The sequence below is a fragment of the Phycisphaerae bacterium genome, assembly GCA_018003015.1.
In the GTDB taxonomy this organism is placed as follows: Bacteria; Planctomycetota; Phycisphaerae; order UBA1845; family PWPN01; genus JAGNEZ01.
The window spans coordinates 1-17,750 of record JAGNEZ010000069.1 but is presented as its reverse complement, the minus strand read 5'-3'; the positions used below and the strand labels follow the sequence as shown (position 1 = coordinate 17,750).

General features: G+C 62.6%; 10 protein-coding genes and 1 pseudogene. All 11 read left to right on the top strand.

Features of this window, described 5'->3' with window-relative positions; genetic code table 11:
- Positions 1-205 precede the first annotated feature (205 nt).
- The 11 genes and pseudogenes from KA354_21115 (at position 206) to KA354_21065 (ending at position 17,384) form a co-directional block, all read left to right on the top strand.
- Positions 206-1,465 carry an efflux RND transporter periplasmic adaptor subunit gene (locus KA354_21115; protein MBP7937152.1) on the top strand — a complete coding sequence of 420 codons (1,260 nt, stop codon included), beginning with the start codon at positions 206-208 and terminating at the stop codon, positions 1,463-1,465.
- Positions 1,466-1,481: 16 nt separating this feature from the next.
- A pseudogene (locus KA354_21110) lies at positions 1,482-2,135 on the top strand (ABC transporter ATP-binding protein).
- A gap of 276 nt (positions 2,136-2,411) precedes the next feature.
- Positions 2,412-3,776 (top strand): ABC transporter permease, encoded by a 1,365-nt coding sequence (locus KA354_21105; GenBank protein MBP7937151.1) that lies wholly within the window; start codon positions 2,412-2,414, stop codon positions 3,774-3,776.
- Entirely contained in the window at positions 3,769-5,448 is a 1,680-nt protein-coding gene (locus KA354_21100) for a TolC family protein (protein ID MBP7937150.1), read from the top strand. Before KA354_21105 ends, KA354_21100 begins: the two co-directional genes overlap by 8 nt.
- A 309-nt stretch (positions 5,449-5,757) precedes the next feature.
- A complete protein-coding gene (locus KA354_21095) occupies positions 5,758-6,783 on the top strand; it encodes a hypothetical protein (protein ID MBP7937149.1) in 1,026 nt (341 codons plus the stop codon).
- Positions 6,784-6,796: 13 nt separating this feature from the next.
- Positions 6,797-7,819 (top strand): acetylxylan esterase, encoded by a 1,023-nt coding sequence (locus KA354_21090; protein MBP7937148.1) that lies wholly within the window; start codon positions 6,797-6,799, stop codon positions 7,817-7,819.
- Positions 7,816-9,324 carry an aldo/keto reductase gene (locus tag KA354_21085; GenBank protein MBP7937147.1) on the top strand — a complete coding sequence of 503 codons (1,509 nt, stop codon included), beginning with the start codon at positions 7,816-7,818 and terminating at the stop codon, positions 9,322-9,324. Before KA354_21090 ends, KA354_21085 begins: the two co-directional genes overlap by 4 nt.
- A gap of 69 nt (positions 9,325-9,393) precedes the next feature.
- The gene (locus KA354_21080; GenBank protein MBP7937146.1) at positions 9,394-12,201 is read left to right on the top strand and encodes an alpha/beta fold hydrolase; all 2,808 of its coding nucleotides are present in this window, start codon (positions 9,394-9,396) and stop codon (positions 12,199-12,201) included.
- A 210-nt stretch (positions 12,202-12,411) separates the two neighbouring features.
- Positions 12,412-13,677: a beta-lactamase family protein gene (locus KA354_21075; protein ID MBP7937145.1), complete on the top strand. Its 1,266-nt coding sequence runs from the start codon at positions 12,412-12,414 to the stop codon at positions 13,675-13,677.
- 177 nt (positions 13,678-13,854) lie between these two features.
- Positions 13,855-16,140, top strand: a complete 2,286-nt coding sequence (locus KA354_21070) for an alpha-galactosidase (protein ID MBP7937144.1) — start codon at positions 13,855-13,857, stop codon at positions 16,138-16,140.
- On the top strand, positions 16,137-17,384 hold the full coding sequence (locus KA354_21065) for an acetylxylan esterase (protein ID MBP7937143.1): 1,248 nt from the start codon (positions 16,137-16,139) through the stop codon (positions 17,382-17,384). Before KA354_21070 ends, KA354_21065 begins: the two co-directional genes overlap by 4 nt.
- Positions 17,385-17,750: the final 366 nt, after the last annotated feature.

Genomic DNA, 17,750 nt, shown 5'->3' with positions numbered 1-17,750 from the left:
CGAAAACGCCACTGACAGCCCGGATGGCCCTCGGTAAAATACTTGGAGGCTGCCGACCGCTGCTATTCGCAAGGCGAAGCGGCCCCGAGCTGAAGACAGGGAAGACAGCTGGACGGTGCAATCCTATTGCCTCCGGGAGCTGTGAGTGTCAGAACCGAGTCGCGGCGGCGGTGATGGGTCAATGATGTAAGGCGGGCTTTCACACATGAAGCGACTGATTCCATGGCTGCTGATCCTGTCCGCGCTCGTGGGCGGCGGTTATTGGACTAGGCAGAAATACCCTGAGAAGATGGCCTTCCTGAAATCGGGAGCGGATCCGCTTGCCAATAAACCCGGCCCGCCCACCACCGCCGTCGCGGCGACCCGTGACATCAACTTCGCAATCACCGCCGCCGGTGAGATCGGCCCGCTGGATACCGTTTCCGTGCGGCCCGAAATCGGCGGGCTCATCTCCACGCTCACGCTCGACATCGGCGACAAGGTCAAGAAGGGTGACGTCCTCTTCGCATTAAACGACTACGATCTCCAAACCGAAAAGACCTCACGCAAAACGGAAATCGCTGGTGCCAAGCTGGCCGTCAAGACTCAGGAACTCCTGCTCGAAAAGTCGAAACTGAACTTCGAGCGTACCAAAGGGTTGTTCGAACACAAGATCGTATCCAAGGAAGAGTACGACAACGCGCGCGTGGACTACGACCTGACGACGAACAGCCTGGATATTGCCTTGAACCGGCTGGAGACCGCCCAAACCGCCCTCCAGCAAGTCGAGGATAAACTGACGAAAACCGTCATCCGCGCGCCCTTCGACTGCACGATCCTGACCCGCCCGATCTCCGTGGGCCAAGCCGTATCCGGCTCCAGCGGATACAACAGCGGCACCGAAGTGTTTACCGTCGCCAATCTGGCCGACATGATCATCACCACCCACATCAACCAGGCTGACGTTACACGGCTGAAAGTGGGCCAGGAGGTAACCGTGAAGGTCGAGGCCATCCCCGACCTCAGCTTCGTGGGGCTCGTGGATCGCATTGCGCCACAAGCCACCTTCACAGGTGGCGTCAAAGGCTTTTCCGTCCGCATCATTCTCAGGAATGCTGAAGGCAAGGTTCGCCCCGGGATGACGGCGAACCTGTCCATCCCCCTGGTTTCCGCGGGCAATGTGCTGGCCGTTCCGCTGGGCGCCGTCTTCGTTGACCAAGACAGCCGGTACGTCTATGTCAAGAGAGACGACGGCCGTTTCGAACATCGGTTGATCCAGTTGGGCGTCTCAGACTATGGATACGCGGAAGTCATCCGAGGACTGCGCGACGGCGATGTGGTTTCGCTCGTCACACCGACGGCCGGAGAAACTGAAGCTTCGCCGGCTTCCGCTGACCGGGATAGCTCAGGTGGCTCGAAGAAGTCCTCCGACAAACCGGCCGGCGCGACCACCCGCGAGACCAAGACAAACGGGGCGGCCAAGTGAAACAGGACTGAATGTCATGGCCCTCATCGAGTTACGGGAAGTCAGCAAGATCTACCACCTCGGCGGGGAGGAAATCCGCGCCCTCGACGGAGTCTCTCTGGACATCGAGGCAGGTGAGTTCATCTCGATCATCGGCCCCTCGGGCAGCGGCAAGTCGACCCTGATGCATATCCTCGGCTGTCTCGACTCGCCGTCCAACGGGACCATCCGGCTCGACGGCACCATGATCGAAAATGCCACGCGACTTCAGCTCGCCCGCATTCGCAACCAGAAGATCGGCTTCGTCTTTCAATTCTTCAATCTTTTGCCCAAGTTGAACGTGCTGCAAAACGTCGAGCTGCCCATGATTTACAGCGGCGTGTCCGGCCGCCAACGGCGTGAACGTGCCCGGCATGCGCTCTGGCTTGTGGACATGGACAACCGAGCCAGGCACCGCCCGATGCAGCTCTCTGGCGGGCAGCAACAGCGCGCCGCCATCGCCCGTGCGCTTGTCAACAGTCCTCGGATCGTCTTCGCGGATGAGCCGACCGGAAACCTCGACTCGCACACCGGCGAGGCGATTCTGCAGTTGTTCCACAAACTCAGCCAGGAAGGCCGCACCATTGTGTTGGTGACCCACGACCCGGAGATCGCCGCGGTGACGCCCCGCCGCATCGAAATCCGAGACGGAAAGGTCGCCACTAATGTGGACGCCAGGCTGGCCGGCTTGCACGTTCCAGGGAAACCGCTCGCCCCAAGGAACAACCGGACGGAGACTCCGGCAGCCTCGCAGAGTGGGTTCTGCATGACCGTGCCGCAAACGCCCGAAACACGCGAAGGGCCGCTTGGCAGGCAAAGCCCAACTTGTTCAGACCGGTCTGAGGTGATCGGTTCCGGCGGATTCTTTGGCTATGTAACTTCGCTCCCGCGGGTCGCACTCTCCAAGCGTGCCATAGTCTCGCCAGGCATGAATTTCCTCAATGCGATCACCGTCGGCATCAAGGAAATCCGGGCGAACAAGTTCCGATCCCTCCTCACCATGCTCGGCATCATTCTTGGCGTAGGCAGTCTGGTTGCTCAGTCTGCCCTGGTCAAAGGGCTGGAGAACGGCATGAAGGAGACGCTGATCGCCATTGGCGGGGTACAGAAGGTGTACATTACCGCCCAGGAAATTCCTGTGTGGCAAAGATACCGGGCGGGCGAGTCGGTCGGCATCACGATGAACGATGTCTACGCTCTGCAAAGCAGCGCACCCCTCATCCGGCTGATCACGCCGGAGATGCGCATCCAAAACAACACCGTCACGCGCGCGGACAAGGCGTTCTATCCGTGGAATTTCGCCGGCACCTGGCCCAGCGACCTGGAGATGAACCAACACGTGATTGAGTATGGCAGGATGTTCAACGAGGAGGACGATCGGCTGGCCCGCAATGTCTGCGTCATCGGAACCGGCGTCCGCGACGCCCTCTTCGGTTCGCCGGAAGAAATCGGGCGCGAGATCAACCCCGTCGGCGAATTCGTGAACATCAGCAACCAGCGGTTCCGCATCATCGGCATGTTCAAGCACTATCAGAGCGCACTGGACCTGAAGGCACGTAAAGCGGACAAGGGAGGTGACGAAAAGCCCGCACCCAGCGGTCCGAAACGCCGGGCAGGTGGGGGCACCCCGCAGGGCAGGGGCGGCTACTTCGAGTGGAAGAACAAGACCATTTTCATCCCACTCAACACCATGTGGCTCAGGTTTCGCGCCGGCGCGAGCACGGACGGCACGTCGGATCCCCGACTCTCCAGCCTGCAGTTCATGGTGATCGACATGGATCAGATGAGCAACGCGCTCCAGCAAGTCAAGAACGTCTTGATGCACACCCACAAGGGGATCGAGGATTTCTCGTTCAACACCAACGAGAACTGGTCGGACAACATCGCCAGCGCCGTCAGCAACGCACGCCTGACCGGCGGCATCATCGCCGCCATCAGCTTGCTCGTCGGGGGCGTTGGTATCATGAACATCATGCTCGCCAGCATCACGGAGCGTGTCCGGGAGATCGGCGTCCGCAAGGCCGTCGGTGCGACCTTTGTCCACGTTTTCATCCAGATTCTCATCGAAAGCGTTGTCATCGCCATCCTCGGCGGCGTGGCCGGCCTGCTTGCCTCCAAGGGGCTCGTCAACATCCTCGCCCTGCTTTCGCCCGGAGACGACACGCCGGTCATCACCGTGCATGCGATGCTGCTAGGCTTTGGCTTCAGCGTATGCGTGGGGGTCTTGGCCGGCCTGATTCCGGCCTTCAAGGCGGCCAGGCTGCATCCAATCCAGGCGCTGCGCTATGAGTGAGAGCCATTCCATCCGCCCATCGAGATGCCCGATCCGAACCCTCCTGTCGTTCCCGGCGGTCGTGGTCTTCGGCTGCCTCGCGAGTTGCGTGTCCATGGACACGAGCAGCGTCGAGGACCGCATCGACGCCGGCGTGCTCCGTTCGCGGCCGCGGCGAATGGCCACCCAGCCGACGACGCTCGCGGCCAGCTCTCAGCCGGCATCGAGTCAGGCGGCCACGGCCTCGTCGCCGGTCGGGCCTTCGGACTTGATCATCACCGTGGAGGACGCGATCTGCCTCTCGCTGGAGAACAATCGCTCGCTGGCCGTCGAGCGGCTCAATCCGTCGATTCAGCGGACCGCCGAGCAGCAGCAGTTGGCCGCGTTCGACCCGGTGCTGTCCGGCGGCATCACCCACGATCGGTCGCGTCTCACCCTGCCGCCGACCACCCAGGTGTCGGAAGGCATGGACGCCGAGGCGGGCATCCGTACCTACCTGCCGACGGGGACGACTCTCGATCTCCGGGGCACCACGGCCATGAGCGAGGGTGCCGTTCACGATCCCGATTCATGGACTTCGCGAGCGGAGCTGACCACGACCCAGGCATTGTTGCGTGGCGCGGGACTCGGCGTGAACCTGGCCAGCGTGCGTCAGGCCCGGCTCGACACGATCATCTCGCAGTATGAACTCCGCGGCTTTGCCCAGGATCTCGTGGCCCAGGTCGAGCAGACCTACTGGGACTGTGTTCTGGCTCAGCGTCAGATCGAGATCGTGACCAGCTCGCTGGCCGTCGCTCAGCAGCAATACGAGGAGACCAGCGAACGCATCAAGCTCGAGAAGCTCGCCGAGGTCGAACTGGCCGCCGCCGAGGCGGAAGTCGCCCTCCGTCGCGAGGAATTGATCAACGCGAACAGCGCCCTCGAGACGACCCGCCTGAAGCTGTGGCGGCTGGTGAACCCCCGGACGGCTTACCCGGAAACGCCCCAGGTTCAGCTCACCACGCTCGCGGTTGTCCCCGAGTCGCCGCTCGAGGACGTGGCCCTGCACGTCGAGCTGGCCATGCGCATGCGGCCGGATCTCAACCAGGCCCGCCTGCAGATCCAGAAGAACGACATCGAGCTGGTACGCACCCGCAATGGTTTGCTGCCCAAGCTGGACGTGTTCATTACCCTGGGCGGTACCGGCTACTCGACCTCGTTCGGCAAGTCCACCCATCACCTGGGTGATCGCAACTACGACGTCCTCATCGGGCTCAGTGGCGAGTATCCGCTTCTCAATCGCGACGCCCGGGCCCAGCATCAGCGGGCCAAGGTCTCGCGCGAGCAATCCGGACTGGCGCTGGACAACCTCGTGCAGCTCGCCGAGGTCGACGTCCGCGGGGCCTACATCGAGCTGAAACGCGCCCAGGAACAGGTGCGCGCCACGGCCGCCACCCGCCGTCTGCAGGAAACCAAACTCACCGCCGAGACGGAGAAGTTCCGCGTCGGCAAATCCACCTCGCTTCTGGTGGCCGCGACCCAGCGTGATTTGCTTTCCAGCCAGCTGTCCGAAGTGGAGGCGGTGGTGACGCACCTCAAGGCCCTGGTCGAGCTTCGCCGGCTCGAAGGATCGCTGCTCGACTATCGCGGCATCACCTGCCCGGGAAGCAAGCCGATCATGGTCGACGGCTCATCGCCCGTCGGTACGCCGTAATACTCCAATCGATATGGCCCGCAAGACCGCCGGTGCGCGGGTCAGGGGAGACGTCTCTGGACGGCCTTCTGACCGTCGGTCGCAACGGCTACAGTTGGGACTTGAGTTGGATCTGTCGGATGCGAACAACGTGGCCGGAGCCGGCGTAGTCTCCGGTGGATCCGCGGCCGTCCGCGCGCCTGGCGGCCCTACTGATACAAACGGATACAAAGCGATACGAAAACGCCACGGACAGACGGCATGTCCCGCCTTACAATGCGGCCTCCGGTGGCGGGTAGTCCGGACAATGTCCCTTGGAGGCACGACGCCATGAAATCACACAACGATCAACTGGACCGGCGGGAATTCTTGACCAGAGCCACGCGGGCCACCGTGGCCATGGCGGCTTCCGCCAGCTTCGGTCCCGTGCTCGCGCCGCTCATCGCTCGGGCCGGCGAGGCGGGACCTGCCCGTGCCTCGCGAATTTCCTACTACCGTGATGGCGAGATCCACGTCAACGAGATCGGCAAGCCGGAAGGAAAGCCGCTCACGACGGGCCACTGGGACTTTAAGCCGTCCTGGTCCAAGACGGGCGACACGCTCGTTTGCTTCCGCAGACTCAAGGACGATCCCGTCACGGTGAAGTGGAAGAGTGCCATTTTTGTCATCAACGTGGACGGCACGGGTTTCCATCAACTGTCCGACGGCACCCGCACGGATTTCAATCCCACCTGGACCCGGGACGGCCGGAACACACCGATCTGGAACCGGAAGAACGAGGGGACGGGCGGCTTTTACGTGATGCAGGGAAAGGCGAGCGGGAAACCCGGGGAAGAAGTGGCGGTCACCGACGAGAGCTTTCACACCTGGGCGCACTCGTGTCTCATGGACGGTCGGATCTTGGTGAACTCCCTCCACCCGACGCAAGGCTGGGGCGTGTTCCTGGTTTCCCGCCGGGAAGGCGCCAAGCCGCTCTATGAACGTGTCCAGTGGGAGCTGAGTGTCAAGGGCCAGATGCACCGTGCCAGCATCTCCCCCAGCGAGAAGAAGATCTGCTTCGAGTTCCTCAAGGGGCACGATTTCACCGAGCCCGGACACACGCTGTGCATCGCGGATTTCGACGCGCAGCGGCGCACGATCACGAATCCCAAGGTGATTGCCAACGAGGAAGGGAAACCGTTCTGGTATGCCTATCCGCGTTGGATCAATGGCGAGTCGGCGGTGGTGTATCACCTGAACAACACGGGCAAGGGCCAGCTTTACGTTTACCGGCTGGAAGACGGCTCGACCAAGTGCGTGTCAGCGAACGCCGCCGCCGACTATCGCTATCCGCACGGCGAAGCGGCCCCGTGCTGAAGAAAGAGAATCCATGAAGACGAAAGTCGCGGGACAAACGCGGATGAGAATGCTGAAGACCACATCCAAACCAATGCTCCTGGCGGCGGCCGTCTGCGGGTTGGCGAGCCCGTCTTGCTCACTGACGGCGCATGACAGCAAACCCGCGCTCGGGATCCCTGCTGAAATCACCTTCCGCACCGCCGATATTCGGAGCGAAGGTACGCGCATGGCCGCGCAGGTGTTTGCGCCCAAGGAGCCGAAGCAGAGGAAACTGCCGACGATCATCTTGTCCTACGGCTGGGGCGGGGTGGCGGAGGACCTGCGCCCCGATGCCATCGCATTCGCCAAGGCCGGTTACCTCATCGTGACCTTCGACTATCGGGGTTGGGGCAAGAGCGATTCCCGATGGATCCCCGCCGGAGGCGAGCCCGAGCCGAAAGACGGCCGGCTGATGGCCGAGGTAAAGGAGGTACGGGGGGTAGTCGATCCGATCGACCAAACGACCGACCTCATGAACGTGATCCACTGGACAGTGGGCGAACCGCAGTGCGACCCGCAACGTCTCGGGTTGTGGGGCTCGTCCTTCGCGGGCGGCCATGTTGTCCATGTCGCGGCTCGCGACCCGCGCGTGAAGGCGTTCGTCACCCAGGTCGCTTCCATGGATCACCGCTGGGTGGTCGACCCTTGGATACGGGACTACACCTTCAGCCAGGGAACCGCCCGGACCCGCGGCAAGATCGGGTATCCCAAGCCGGGCGAGACATTCGGTGGTCTGCCCGGGCCGCCGGTGATCGAGAAATTCATCGGCTACGCGCCCATCGAGGACCTCGGCCGCTGCGAGCGTGTGGCCAAGCTGTTCATCATTGCCGAGAACGATGAGGTGGTGAAGAACCGTGAACACTCCATCCCGGCTCACGAGCGAGCGACGGGCGTCAAGAAACTCGTCACAGTCGAAGGGGTCGGACACACCGAAATCCGTTCCCAGAAACGTCAGGAAGCGCAGCAACTGGCTCTCGACTGGTTCGACGAGCATCTCAAGAAAGGGACACCATGAAGACACACCGCGAACAACTCGGCCGGCGCGACTTCCTGAAAAAGGCGACGCAAGCGGCCGCCACCGTGGCGGTTTCCGCAGGCATCGCTGCTGCGGCCGCGCCCCAAGAGAATAAGAGCGAGCAGGCCGAGACCATTCCCGCTCGCAGTCTCGGCAAAACCGGCCTGAAACTGCCCCTCCTCGGCTACGGCGGCGCGGCCCTGCCTGCCACATGGCTCAATCCTCTGACGACCCAACAGCGCGTGGAGCTGGTCCGCTACGCCTGGGACCAGGGCGTGCGCTACTTCGACACGTCGCCCGTGTACATGGAGAGTGAGACGATCCTCGGCGAGGCGCTCAAGGATCGGCGCCGTGACGTGTGCCTGGTCACAAAGGTCGAGAGCACCAAACCGGAGCAGGTCCGGAAGTCCGTGGAGAAGTCCCTCAAAACGCTGCAGACGGACTACCTGGATATCCTTCTCATTCACGGCACACCGGGGCTGGAACAAATGAGCGTCCCGCAGGCGATGAAGGTCCACGCCGAACTGATAAAGCTCCGCGACGAGCGCGTGACCCGGTTTGTCGGATTCTCCGCCCACGGCTACTTCGACAAGGCGCTCGCTCTAATCGCATCGGGTGGCTTCGATGTGTGCATGCTGTCCTACGGCTACATCCCCCGGGGCCATGATCAGATCTGGACGGCCCGCCTGACCACCCTCCGCGACGCCTGCCTGGCCAAAGCCCACGAACTCGGCATGGGCATCGTGGCCATGAAGGTGCTCGGCGCGGGGATGCTCGGGGCCTGGTCGGGGTATGTCGTGCCAGGATTCGACAAGCGGCGACTGGAGCAGCTGTCCGCCGCCGCCATCCACCACGTGCTCGACGACCAGCGCGTTCACATCCTGAACATCGGCATGCGTCTGAAGGAGGATGTGGACGCCAATATCAAGATCCTTCGCGGCGACACCACCTACACCCCCGAGGACCGTGACTTGCTGGCAGAGTTCTCCTCCCGGCTCTTCGACACCGACGCGATCAAGAAGCTGAGGATCGAGGGGGCCTACACCGCGGACATCTGGACGGCGGCACGCGAGGGGAAGCTCGATGCCATGAGGCAGTATCTGGCCGCGGGCACTTCGGTCAATGCACGAGAACCGCAGGGGGGAGCCACACCGCTGAACACGGCCGCACTCTTCGGTCAGGCCAAGGTCGCCGCGTTCCTGATCGAGAAAGGGGCGGACGTCTCCATCGCCAACAACGACGGCAACACCGCCTTGCACCTCGCCTCGTTCTTTGCCCATCTGGACGTCGTGGAACTGCTTCTCAAGCACGGTGCCCCCGTTCGTGTGCAAAACGGGCGGGGCGAAACGCCCCTCGACCTTGTTGCCAGCGACTGGAGCCGCGAGTTGGAGGAGGCCTACACGTCCATCGCCGACATGATCGGCATGCAGATCGACCTTCCCCGGATCCGGGAGGCGCGGCCCAAGGTCGCCAGGCTGTTGCGCGAGCGCGCAGAAGGGATGTGAGTGCCGGCGGTGTGAGATTTCGTGGCCATCGCAGGCGAGGACGGACGTGAAGGTCTTGGAGAAGAGGTGATGGACACGCAATCCCTGCCCGAGGGGTCGATAATGATGCGACGTTTTCTTGTTGTGGGTGTTCTGCTGGTTGCGGGGCTGTCCGCCGCCGCTCGAGGAGAGGATGGCTGGCCCCGGTTCCGCGGCCCGAACGCGGACGGCGTAGCACCGGATCACGCGGGCCTGCCAACGAAATGGACGAACACCGAGAACGTCAAGTGGGTGGCGGACGTGCCGGGCCGGGGCTGGTCCTCCCCGATCGTCTGGGGCAACCGGGTCTTCCTGACGGCCGTCGACAGTGAGAAAGAAGGCATCACACCCAAGAAAGGGCTGTATCAGGGCGAGGGTGTGCGCGATCCAGCCAAGGGGATTCACCACTGGCTGGTCTATTGCCTCGATCTGGACTCGGGCCAACAACTCTGGAAACACGAGGCCCATACCGGCGAGCCGAAGGTGCCGCGTCATCCCAAAAACACCTACGCGTCGGAAACGCCGACGACGGACGGCCAACGGCTGTACGTCCTGTTCGGCGATCTGGGCCTCTACTGCTACGAATTGAGTGGGGACCCGGTGTGGTCGCAGAGAATTGAGCCAAGGAGGACTTTGTACAACTACGGTGCGGCGGCTTCGCCGGTGGTTCATGACGGGCAGGTGATCGTGGTGTACGACAACCTGGAGAGTTCCTGGATTGCCGCGTTCGATGCGCGGACGGGCAGTGAGCGCTGGCGCACGCTCCGCGAGGAGACGCACTCGTGGGCCACCCCTTTTGTCTGGAAGAATGAACTCCGGACCGAGATCGTTGTGGCCGGCAGCAAGCGAAACCGCAGCTACTCGCTCGATGGCAAGCTGCTCTGGGAGTTTGACGGGCGCATGTCGAGCCTGGTGATTCCGTCGCCGTTTGCCGCACACGGCTTGTGCTACATCGCGTCGGGCTACGTGGGCGACGCACACCGACCGACCTTTGCGGTGCGGACGGGAGCGGCCGGCAACATCGCGCCGGGTGGAGATTTTGAGAAGAGCTCGTTCATCGCCTGGTACCAGGGCCAATCGTCGTCGTACAACCCGTCGCAACTCGTGTACGGCGACTACTTGTACACGCTGTACGACCGAGGCTTCCTGACCTGCCACGACGCGAAGACCGGCAAGGAGGTCTACGGGAAACAGCGTTTTTCGCCATCGGGTTCATTCACGGCGTCTCCCTGGGCCTGCGGCGGGCGTTTGTTCTTCCTGAGCGAAGATGGATTGACGTACGTCCTCAAGGCGGGGCCGGCGTTTGAAATCCTCGAAAGGAACCCTCTCGGCGAACTCTGCCTGGCCAGTCCCGCCGTCGTCCGGGACAGGCTGTTGATTCGGACGGCCTCCAAGCTGTATTGCCTGACCGAGGGGGCGAAGCTGGATGCCGCCGCGCAGGCTCGCCTACAGCCGGCGAGAAATGCCTCGGCGACGGTTGACGTCTGGTCGGCCGTGGCGGAGGGGAATCGCGATGCGGTGGCACGACTCTTGGCCGCAGGCACACCGGTCAATGCAAGACAATCGGACAGCGGTTCGACGCCGCTGAATACGGCTGCCGTCTTCGGGCAAACCGGTGTGGCGAAGTTGCTGCTGGAAAAAGGCGCGGACGTATCCCTCGCGAACCGCGACGGCAACACGGCGCTGCACATTGCTGCGTTCTTTGCGAACAAGGAACTCGTGGAGTTGCTGCTCGACAAGGGTGCATCCGTCAGCGCCAAGAACGAGCGTGGCGAAACCTCTCTGGATGTGGTGTCTGCCGAATGGAGCCCGCAGCTCGAAGAGACCTTCAAATCCATCGCCGATCTGGTGGGACTCGAACTAGATCTCGCCGTGATCAAGAAGGCGCGTCCCGAGGTGGCCGGTCTGTTGCGCGAGCGCGCCGCCACGACACACGAAGAGACGACCGTCGAAGGCTTCCCAAACGTGCTCCAACGGGACATCTCCGTCTGGAGCGACGGCACACGGCTGTCCGGCGTTCTGCTCTACCCGAAGGATCGCGAGAAAGGAAAGAGGCTCCCGGCGATCATACTCTGCAACGGTTGGGGCGGAACGAAGGCTTTCTTGATGGGCACCGGGATTGCTCCGCGGTTCGCGGACGCTGGCTACGTGGTGATCAACTACGACTATCGTGGTTGGGGCGATAGCGACAGCCGGCTCGTGGTTCGGGGAGAGATGCCCACACCAGGCAAGGATGGCACAGTGACCGTCACGGCCCAGGCCGTCCGCGAGTTGGTCGATCCGATCGACCAACAGCACGACATCGATGCCGCGGTGTCGTATGTGTACGGTGAGCCGCTGGTGGACAAGGACCGGATCGGCATCTGGGGGACGAGTTTCGGCGGCGGGCATGCGATCTACCGGGCGGCGCACGACCGTCGCATCGTCTGCGTGGTGGCCCAAGTCGGTTCCATGCCCGATGATTGGGCCCAACGATTCCCGGCGGGCCTGCTCGACGTCTACAAGCAGAAGTCCGACCGTGCCCGAGGGCTCGTTGACCCCGTGCCTCAGGGCGGTGGCTCGCCGGGCGGATTGCAGGGGACACCCCATCCCGAGCGCATCGCCCTGTTCCGTCCCGGCCAGTACGCCGACCGAGTCAAGGTGCCCACGCTGCTGATCGACGCCAAGCTGGAGAACTACTTCAAGATCGAGGAGAACTCCGGCCGGGTCTACGAAATTCTCAAGAAGAGCGGCGTCCCGACGGAGCACCACGTGCTCCCCGGAAAGAAGCACTACGATGTGTATTCGGGGGAACTTCTGGACGAAGTCATGAAGCTCGAGATCGCCTGGTTCGACAAGCACCTGAAGGCCGAGAAGTAGGCACCGTTCCGCGTTGCCGAGTCCGCCGAGACCGGTTTCACTCAAAAGGAGCCAGATGGTGGACAAGAGCAAGACGGGCGGTAGATCGAGGATCACGAGGCTTGGTCTCCTGGGTGCACACGCTTGAGGATCGGGCGCTGCTGGCGGAGTTCTCAGCCAGGCTGTATGACACGAATTTGATGAGGAAGCTGAAGGTTGAGTGAGGCATCCATGTCGAGTCATCGAATCCTGTGCTGTGTCGTTCTACTGCTCGCGGCGGTCGCCGATGCTCTCGCTGCGGACATCAACCAGGAAGCACTGTCGCGAGCTAAGGCGGCGCTGCATCGCGCGGTGGATGATGGTCAGGCCGCGGGCGTGGTGCACCTGGTGGTGAAGGACGGACGGGTTCTCTACTCCGAGGCCGCTGGCTTCAGCGACGTCGAGGACAAAACGCCGCTCAGAAGCGACTCGATCCTCCGCTTCTACTCCATGTCCAAGCCAGTTGTGACAGTGGCCGCGATGAGGTTATACGAAGAAGGCCGGTTCAAGCTGGATGATCCGGTAGCCCGTTACATCCCGGTGTTCTCGAAAGCCACCGTGCTCCAGAAAACCGGCGGCACCGAGGAGCGAGTTGCGCCCAGGCGTCCGATCACAATCCGCGATGTCCTGCGCCACAGCACCGGGTACAGCTACGGCGACGAGGAAGCCGTCCGCGGCGCCTACGAGCGGGAGGGGCTGCGCTACTGGGGGCCCCTGGAGATGTTCCCTCCGCGGATGACGATCGCGAAGGCCGCGGAGGCCTTGGCTCGGGTTCCTGCCTTGCATCACCCCGGCGAGCGGTTCACTTACGGCTTCAACACGGATCTGCTGGGCCGCCTGATTGAAGTCTGGTCCGGCCGGCCGCTGGATGAATTCCTGCGCCAGGCGGTTCTCGAGCCCTTGGAGATGGTGGATACGGGTTTCTCGGTGCCGAAGGAGAAGCGTGCCCGGTTCACTTCCTGCCATGCCCTCCGGGACGGCAAGTTCGTGGTTGTAGACAAGGCTCGCACAAGTCCGTTCAACGACGGATTCGAGTTCCTGTCCGGCGGTGGAGGCCTGGTGTCGACGGTGGGCGACTATGCGAACTTCTGCCAGATGCTGGTGGACGGCGGACAATTCAAAGGCCGGCGACTGCTGAAGGACGACACGATCAGGATGATGTTCACCGACCAACTCAAGCGTGTCGGCGGCTCCTTCCAGTTCGGCCTCGGTTTCGGCATCGACGAAGTGGCGCTGGGATCCGACGGCAACCAACGCAAGGCGGTGCAGTATTCGTGGGGCGGCTACGCCAGCACCGATTTCCGGATCGTCCCCGGCGAACGGCTGATTCAGATCGTCGCCCGCCAGCAGGTCCCCAATACCCATGACCTGGCCGACCGGTTGATCAAGATCGTCTACAGCGGCCTGAGCGCAAGTGTGGAAAACCCGGGAAAGGCGACGGAGGCCCGGCCTGAATGAACATTCCTGTCCACACGTCGATTGCCGACTTGAGCCTTTGGGCGCCGTGCGTCTTCCTGCCTGGCAGGTCTTTCGTCGCCGCCACTGCTGCGCCTGGCGGTCCCGCGACACCGGAACGTGGTACGTGCCCGGCCCCAGTGCCTTTCGGGGGGAGATGCATACGCTGAAAGGTGCCCCATGCCGATAGGAACAGACGTCGCATCAGTCGGGTCGATGCCCCGGTTTGCCGCAGTGCGATTGGCTTGTGCGGCCGGCCTTGTGGCCGTGCTGGCCGGGACGGTGACCGCTGTCGAGGTCACTCCGCCACCCAACGCTCCCGCGGCGGTCGAGTGGGACGCAGGGCAGGGGCAACTGCGTCTTCGCTATCACGGTGTCGTCGTTCTCGACTGTACCATTCGCGAGGAGGACGGCCAGGGAAACGTCGTGGCCAGCGATGAACTCAAGTTGGAGCGTTCGGATACCTCGGGCGACAAAGTCGAGCAGCGGCTGAGATTCCTGCCTACCACAGCCCGAACGGGGGTCAGGCTTGTGTTGAGCGGCCTCGTCATCGCCAGTGACGAGGCGTTCCCGGCGGAGACTCCTGGCGAGGCCCAGAAACGCTTTCCGCTCGTCAGGAACAGCGTCGGCCTGAGCCGCAATCTGCGTAACAACGCCGTCTACGATCGCCGCTGGGACTGGGTTCTGATCGGCCCGGATGACGGGGCCACGCGTATTCGACCCAGGGAATCAGAGCAAGAGCGAACTCGATTCACCTGGCAGAGCCGAGGCGCCTCCGTGGAACTGACGTTCCGGCCCCGGTTTTTCCAGAAGCACAAGGGCTTCGCGAACTTCCAGCCATGGACTTATCGACCTTGGAGGGATTCCGTCACCGGCTACTGCACCTGGTGGGCGTACAAGTACGACTTCACTCAGAAGACACTCGACGAGTTGACCGAGGTGTTCGCCGAAAAGCATCTCGCCGACTTTGGCTACAACTACATTCAGCTCGACGACACCTATCAGGTCGGTAACGGCAGTTGCCCGGAGAACTGGCTGACGTGGAACGACAAGTTCCCAGGTGGCCCCAAGTACGCGATTGACAGGATCCGATCGATCGGCATGAAGCCCGGCATCTGGGTCCACCGCGTCCACCGACCCAGCGACCCGCACGTCGCCGACATCGGCAAGCAACATCCGGAATGGTTCGTCAAGAAACCCGACGGTTCCTTGTATATGGATCAGGGATTCTATCTGCTCAACACTGCGAACAAGGAAGCGATCGACCAGATGGGCCGCCGAACTTATCGCGAGCTGAGAAGACAGGGCTGGGCCTACGTCAAGATCGACGGGGCGGGCGACCTGCTCTACGCCTACAAGAATCAACAGTGCGCCGAGCATTTCAAGAAAACCGGCCTCACCCCGGAGCAATCGTTGCGCGACTGGGACATCGCGGCGCGCGAGGAACTCGGGCCGGACACCTACATCCTGACCTGCTGGGGCGTGCGTCCGGGGCTCAGTTCGATCGGGCTGGTAGACGGCTGCCGCCTGGGCAGCGACGGATTCGGTCCGGCGGAGTTCCAGCGCTTCAATTCCTGGAACGGCGTAGTCTGGCGCAACGACCCGGACCACTGTGACATCACGGCCGAGTGGCTTAAGCCGAAGACGAGCATGAAGATCTTTGCCTCCGGCGAGGCCATGGCCGACACGATCGACCAGCCCTGCGTCGTTTCCATGGCCGGAGGTGTGCTCATGGTGAGCGACAAGGTCGAGGCCTACCGCGACGACCGGAACCTGGAGGGCTTGAAACGCAGCGCCCCGATCCTCTTCACGGTTCCCGGACAGGTCTACGACTACACCGAACGTGGAGAGGGGAATTACGATGCCGGCCTGCGGGGCGGCGAAGCTCCATGGTGGCTGCTCGAGATCGACCGGCCGTTCGACCATTGGTCGGTGCTCGCTCAGTTCAATTGGCGCAGACAGGACCTGAAGTGGGACCGCCCCGGCACGCCGGCCGCCGAAGTCGCGTTCGCCGACCTTGGACTCGACCCCAGCCTCGATTACCTCGTCTTCGAGTTCTGGACGCAGACGTTCCTGGGCCAGTGCAAAGGCTCGTTCAAGGCTCCCGCACAGGGTCCGGGCAACGCTCTGCAGGTCTTTGCCATTCATGAGGCGAGGGCCCATCCCTGGGTCATTTCCACGACCCGACACATCTCACAAGGTGGCGTCGACCTGCTCGACGAACGCTGGGACGCTGACAGCAAGACCCTGTCTGGCAGGAGCACCGTCGTTGTTGGCGACCCGTACGTGCTAACGGTCCACCTGCCGGGAACATTCCGGCTCCAGTCCGCCGAATTCCAGGGCGAGAAGGCGGAAATCGTCGCTGGGCGGGATACCGCCGCGGTTCGCATCGTGCCTTCGGCAACCAGGAGCGTGACGTGGAGAGTAGGATTTGCCGAGCAGTCCCGCACGGAGGTTCGAGAATGACCATCAGACCATTTCTGTTGGCCTTTCCCATGGTTCTACTGGTAATCAACCCGCTCTCCGCGCGCGAGCCCAAGGAAGCCGACAAGGACGTGATCTACGATGAAAGCAAGGTCCCTCCCTATGACCTGCCGCCGCTGCTTGTGTCGTCGGAAGGCAAGGCGATCGCCACTCCCGAGGAGTGGCTCGGTACCCGCCGCCCCCAGATCATCTCAATGTTCGCTAGCCTGGTGTATGGGGCTGTGCCGACACCCCAGTCGCCGCTCAAGATAACGTCCGAGGTGGTCAAGACGGACCGCCAATTCCTGGGCGGCACCGCCACCCGCAAGGACGTCCGCATCGCCTTCGAGAACACCAAAGGAAGAGCCCAACTGCTGATTCTGGTGTTCACCCCGAATGAACCCGCCAAACCCGCCCCCGTCTTCCTGATACTCAGTTTCGACAACACCCGCAGTAACGGTTTCACCGCCCACCCCACTGAGCAAGGGATTCTGCGTAACGGGTGGCCGATTGGCGAGTTCGTCAAACGCGGCTTCGGATTCGTGGTGGTGTACCAAGCGGATCTCGTCGGGCACAACGAAGTGGACTTCCTCAACAGCGTCCAACGGCTGTTCTACAGCCAGGGCCAGAGCTTCCCCAAAGCGCACGAATGGGGGGGGATCGCGACAGTCGCCTGGAGCGCGTCTCGGGTGCTGGATTACCTCGCCTCGGACCACGACGTCGATGCCTCGAGGGTGGCGATCATGGGGCACTCCAAGTGCGGCAAGGCTGCCCTGTGGGCCGCGGCCCGGGACCCGCGTTTCGCGATGGTCGTCGCGGCCGAATCCGGCCATGGCGGCGCGGCTCTTTGGCGCCGCAAGTGCGGCGAGACGCTTGAGAAAATGGTGACGCGGTTTCCCTACTGGCTCTGTCGCAACGCATTGAAATTCGCCAATCACGAAGATGATCTGCCGGTGGATCAACACATGTTGCTGGCCTGCATCGCGCCGCGGCCGCTTTATGTCATGAGCGGCGTCGAGGACACCTGGGCAGACCCGCGCGGCGAGTACCTCTCGGCCTACCACGCCAGCGCGGTGTATCGACTTCTGGGAAAGAAGGGGCTTGAGTCGGATACTCCTCCACCTGTGGGACAGGCGATCATCAAGTCCGACGTGGGCTATCATATTCGCGCGGGCGGGCATTCCCTCGAAACATTTGACTGTGAACGGGTCCTGGACTTCGCGGATTATCACCTGACGAAGAGATAGTACAGGAGCGTGAGTGTGGTCAATTCGACCTGCAGGATCCGTTACCGCTCGCTGTCGATGGCGGCACGTCAGGAGGTTGGTACCAGCGACACTGAGGGACGCAGAATGGCAACTCCCCACCACGAGGAGCGTGATTTCCTAAGTGCTTTCGCCCGCCGTGACAGGAGAGGCTATTGCCGTGAGAAACCTCGGACCGCTAGGCCTCTCTTGCCTGTCAGCAGGCTTTCCCAAGGCAAGGTAACCCCCCAGTTGCATAAAAGCCAGCACGAAGGTGCCGAATTGCACGGCCCGGCCGGGCGAATCGTGCCCGGCGGCCGTTGCTCCCGGAGTTCACCGGCGGTGAGGTTCGCGAACCGCAGGGCTATA

What these genes read in the sequence shown, in the direction of transcription:
- KA354_21115 (MBP7937152.1), top strand. Translation starts at nt 206, where the DNA reads ATGAAGCGACTGATTCCATGGCTGCTGATCCTGTCCGCGCTCGTGGGC.
- KA354_21105 (MBP7937151.1), top strand. Translation starts at nt 2,412, where the DNA reads ATGAATTTCCTCAATGCGATCACCGTCGGCATCAAGGAAATCCGGGCG.
- KA354_21100 (MBP7937150.1), top strand. Translation starts at nt 3,769, where the DNA reads ATGAGTGAGAGCCATTCCATCCGCCCATCGAGATGCCCGATCCGAACC.
- KA354_21095 (MBP7937149.1), top strand. Translation starts at nt 5,758, where the DNA reads ATGAAATCACACAACGATCAACTGGACCGGCGGGAATTCTTGACCAGA.
- KA354_21090 (MBP7937148.1), top strand. Translation starts at nt 6,797, where the DNA reads ATGAAGACGAAAGTCGCGGGACAAACGCGGATGAGAATGCTGAAGACC.
- KA354_21085 (MBP7937147.1), top strand. Translation starts at nt 7,816, where the DNA reads ATGAAGACACACCGCGAACAACTCGGCCGGCGCGACTTCCTGAAAAAG.
- KA354_21080 (MBP7937146.1), top strand. Translation starts at nt 9,394, where the DNA reads ATGGACACGCAATCCCTGCCCGAGGGGTCGATAATGATGCGACGTTTT.
- KA354_21075 (MBP7937145.1), top strand. Translation starts at nt 12,412, where the DNA reads ATGTCGAGTCATCGAATCCTGTGCTGTGTCGTTCTACTGCTCGCGGCG.
- KA354_21070 (MBP7937144.1), top strand. Translation starts at nt 13,855, where the DNA reads ATGCCGATAGGAACAGACGTCGCATCAGTCGGGTCGATGCCCCGGTTT.
- KA354_21065 (MBP7937143.1), top strand. Translation starts at nt 16,137, where the DNA reads ATGACCATCAGACCATTTCTGTTGGCCTTTCCCATGGTTCTACTGGTA.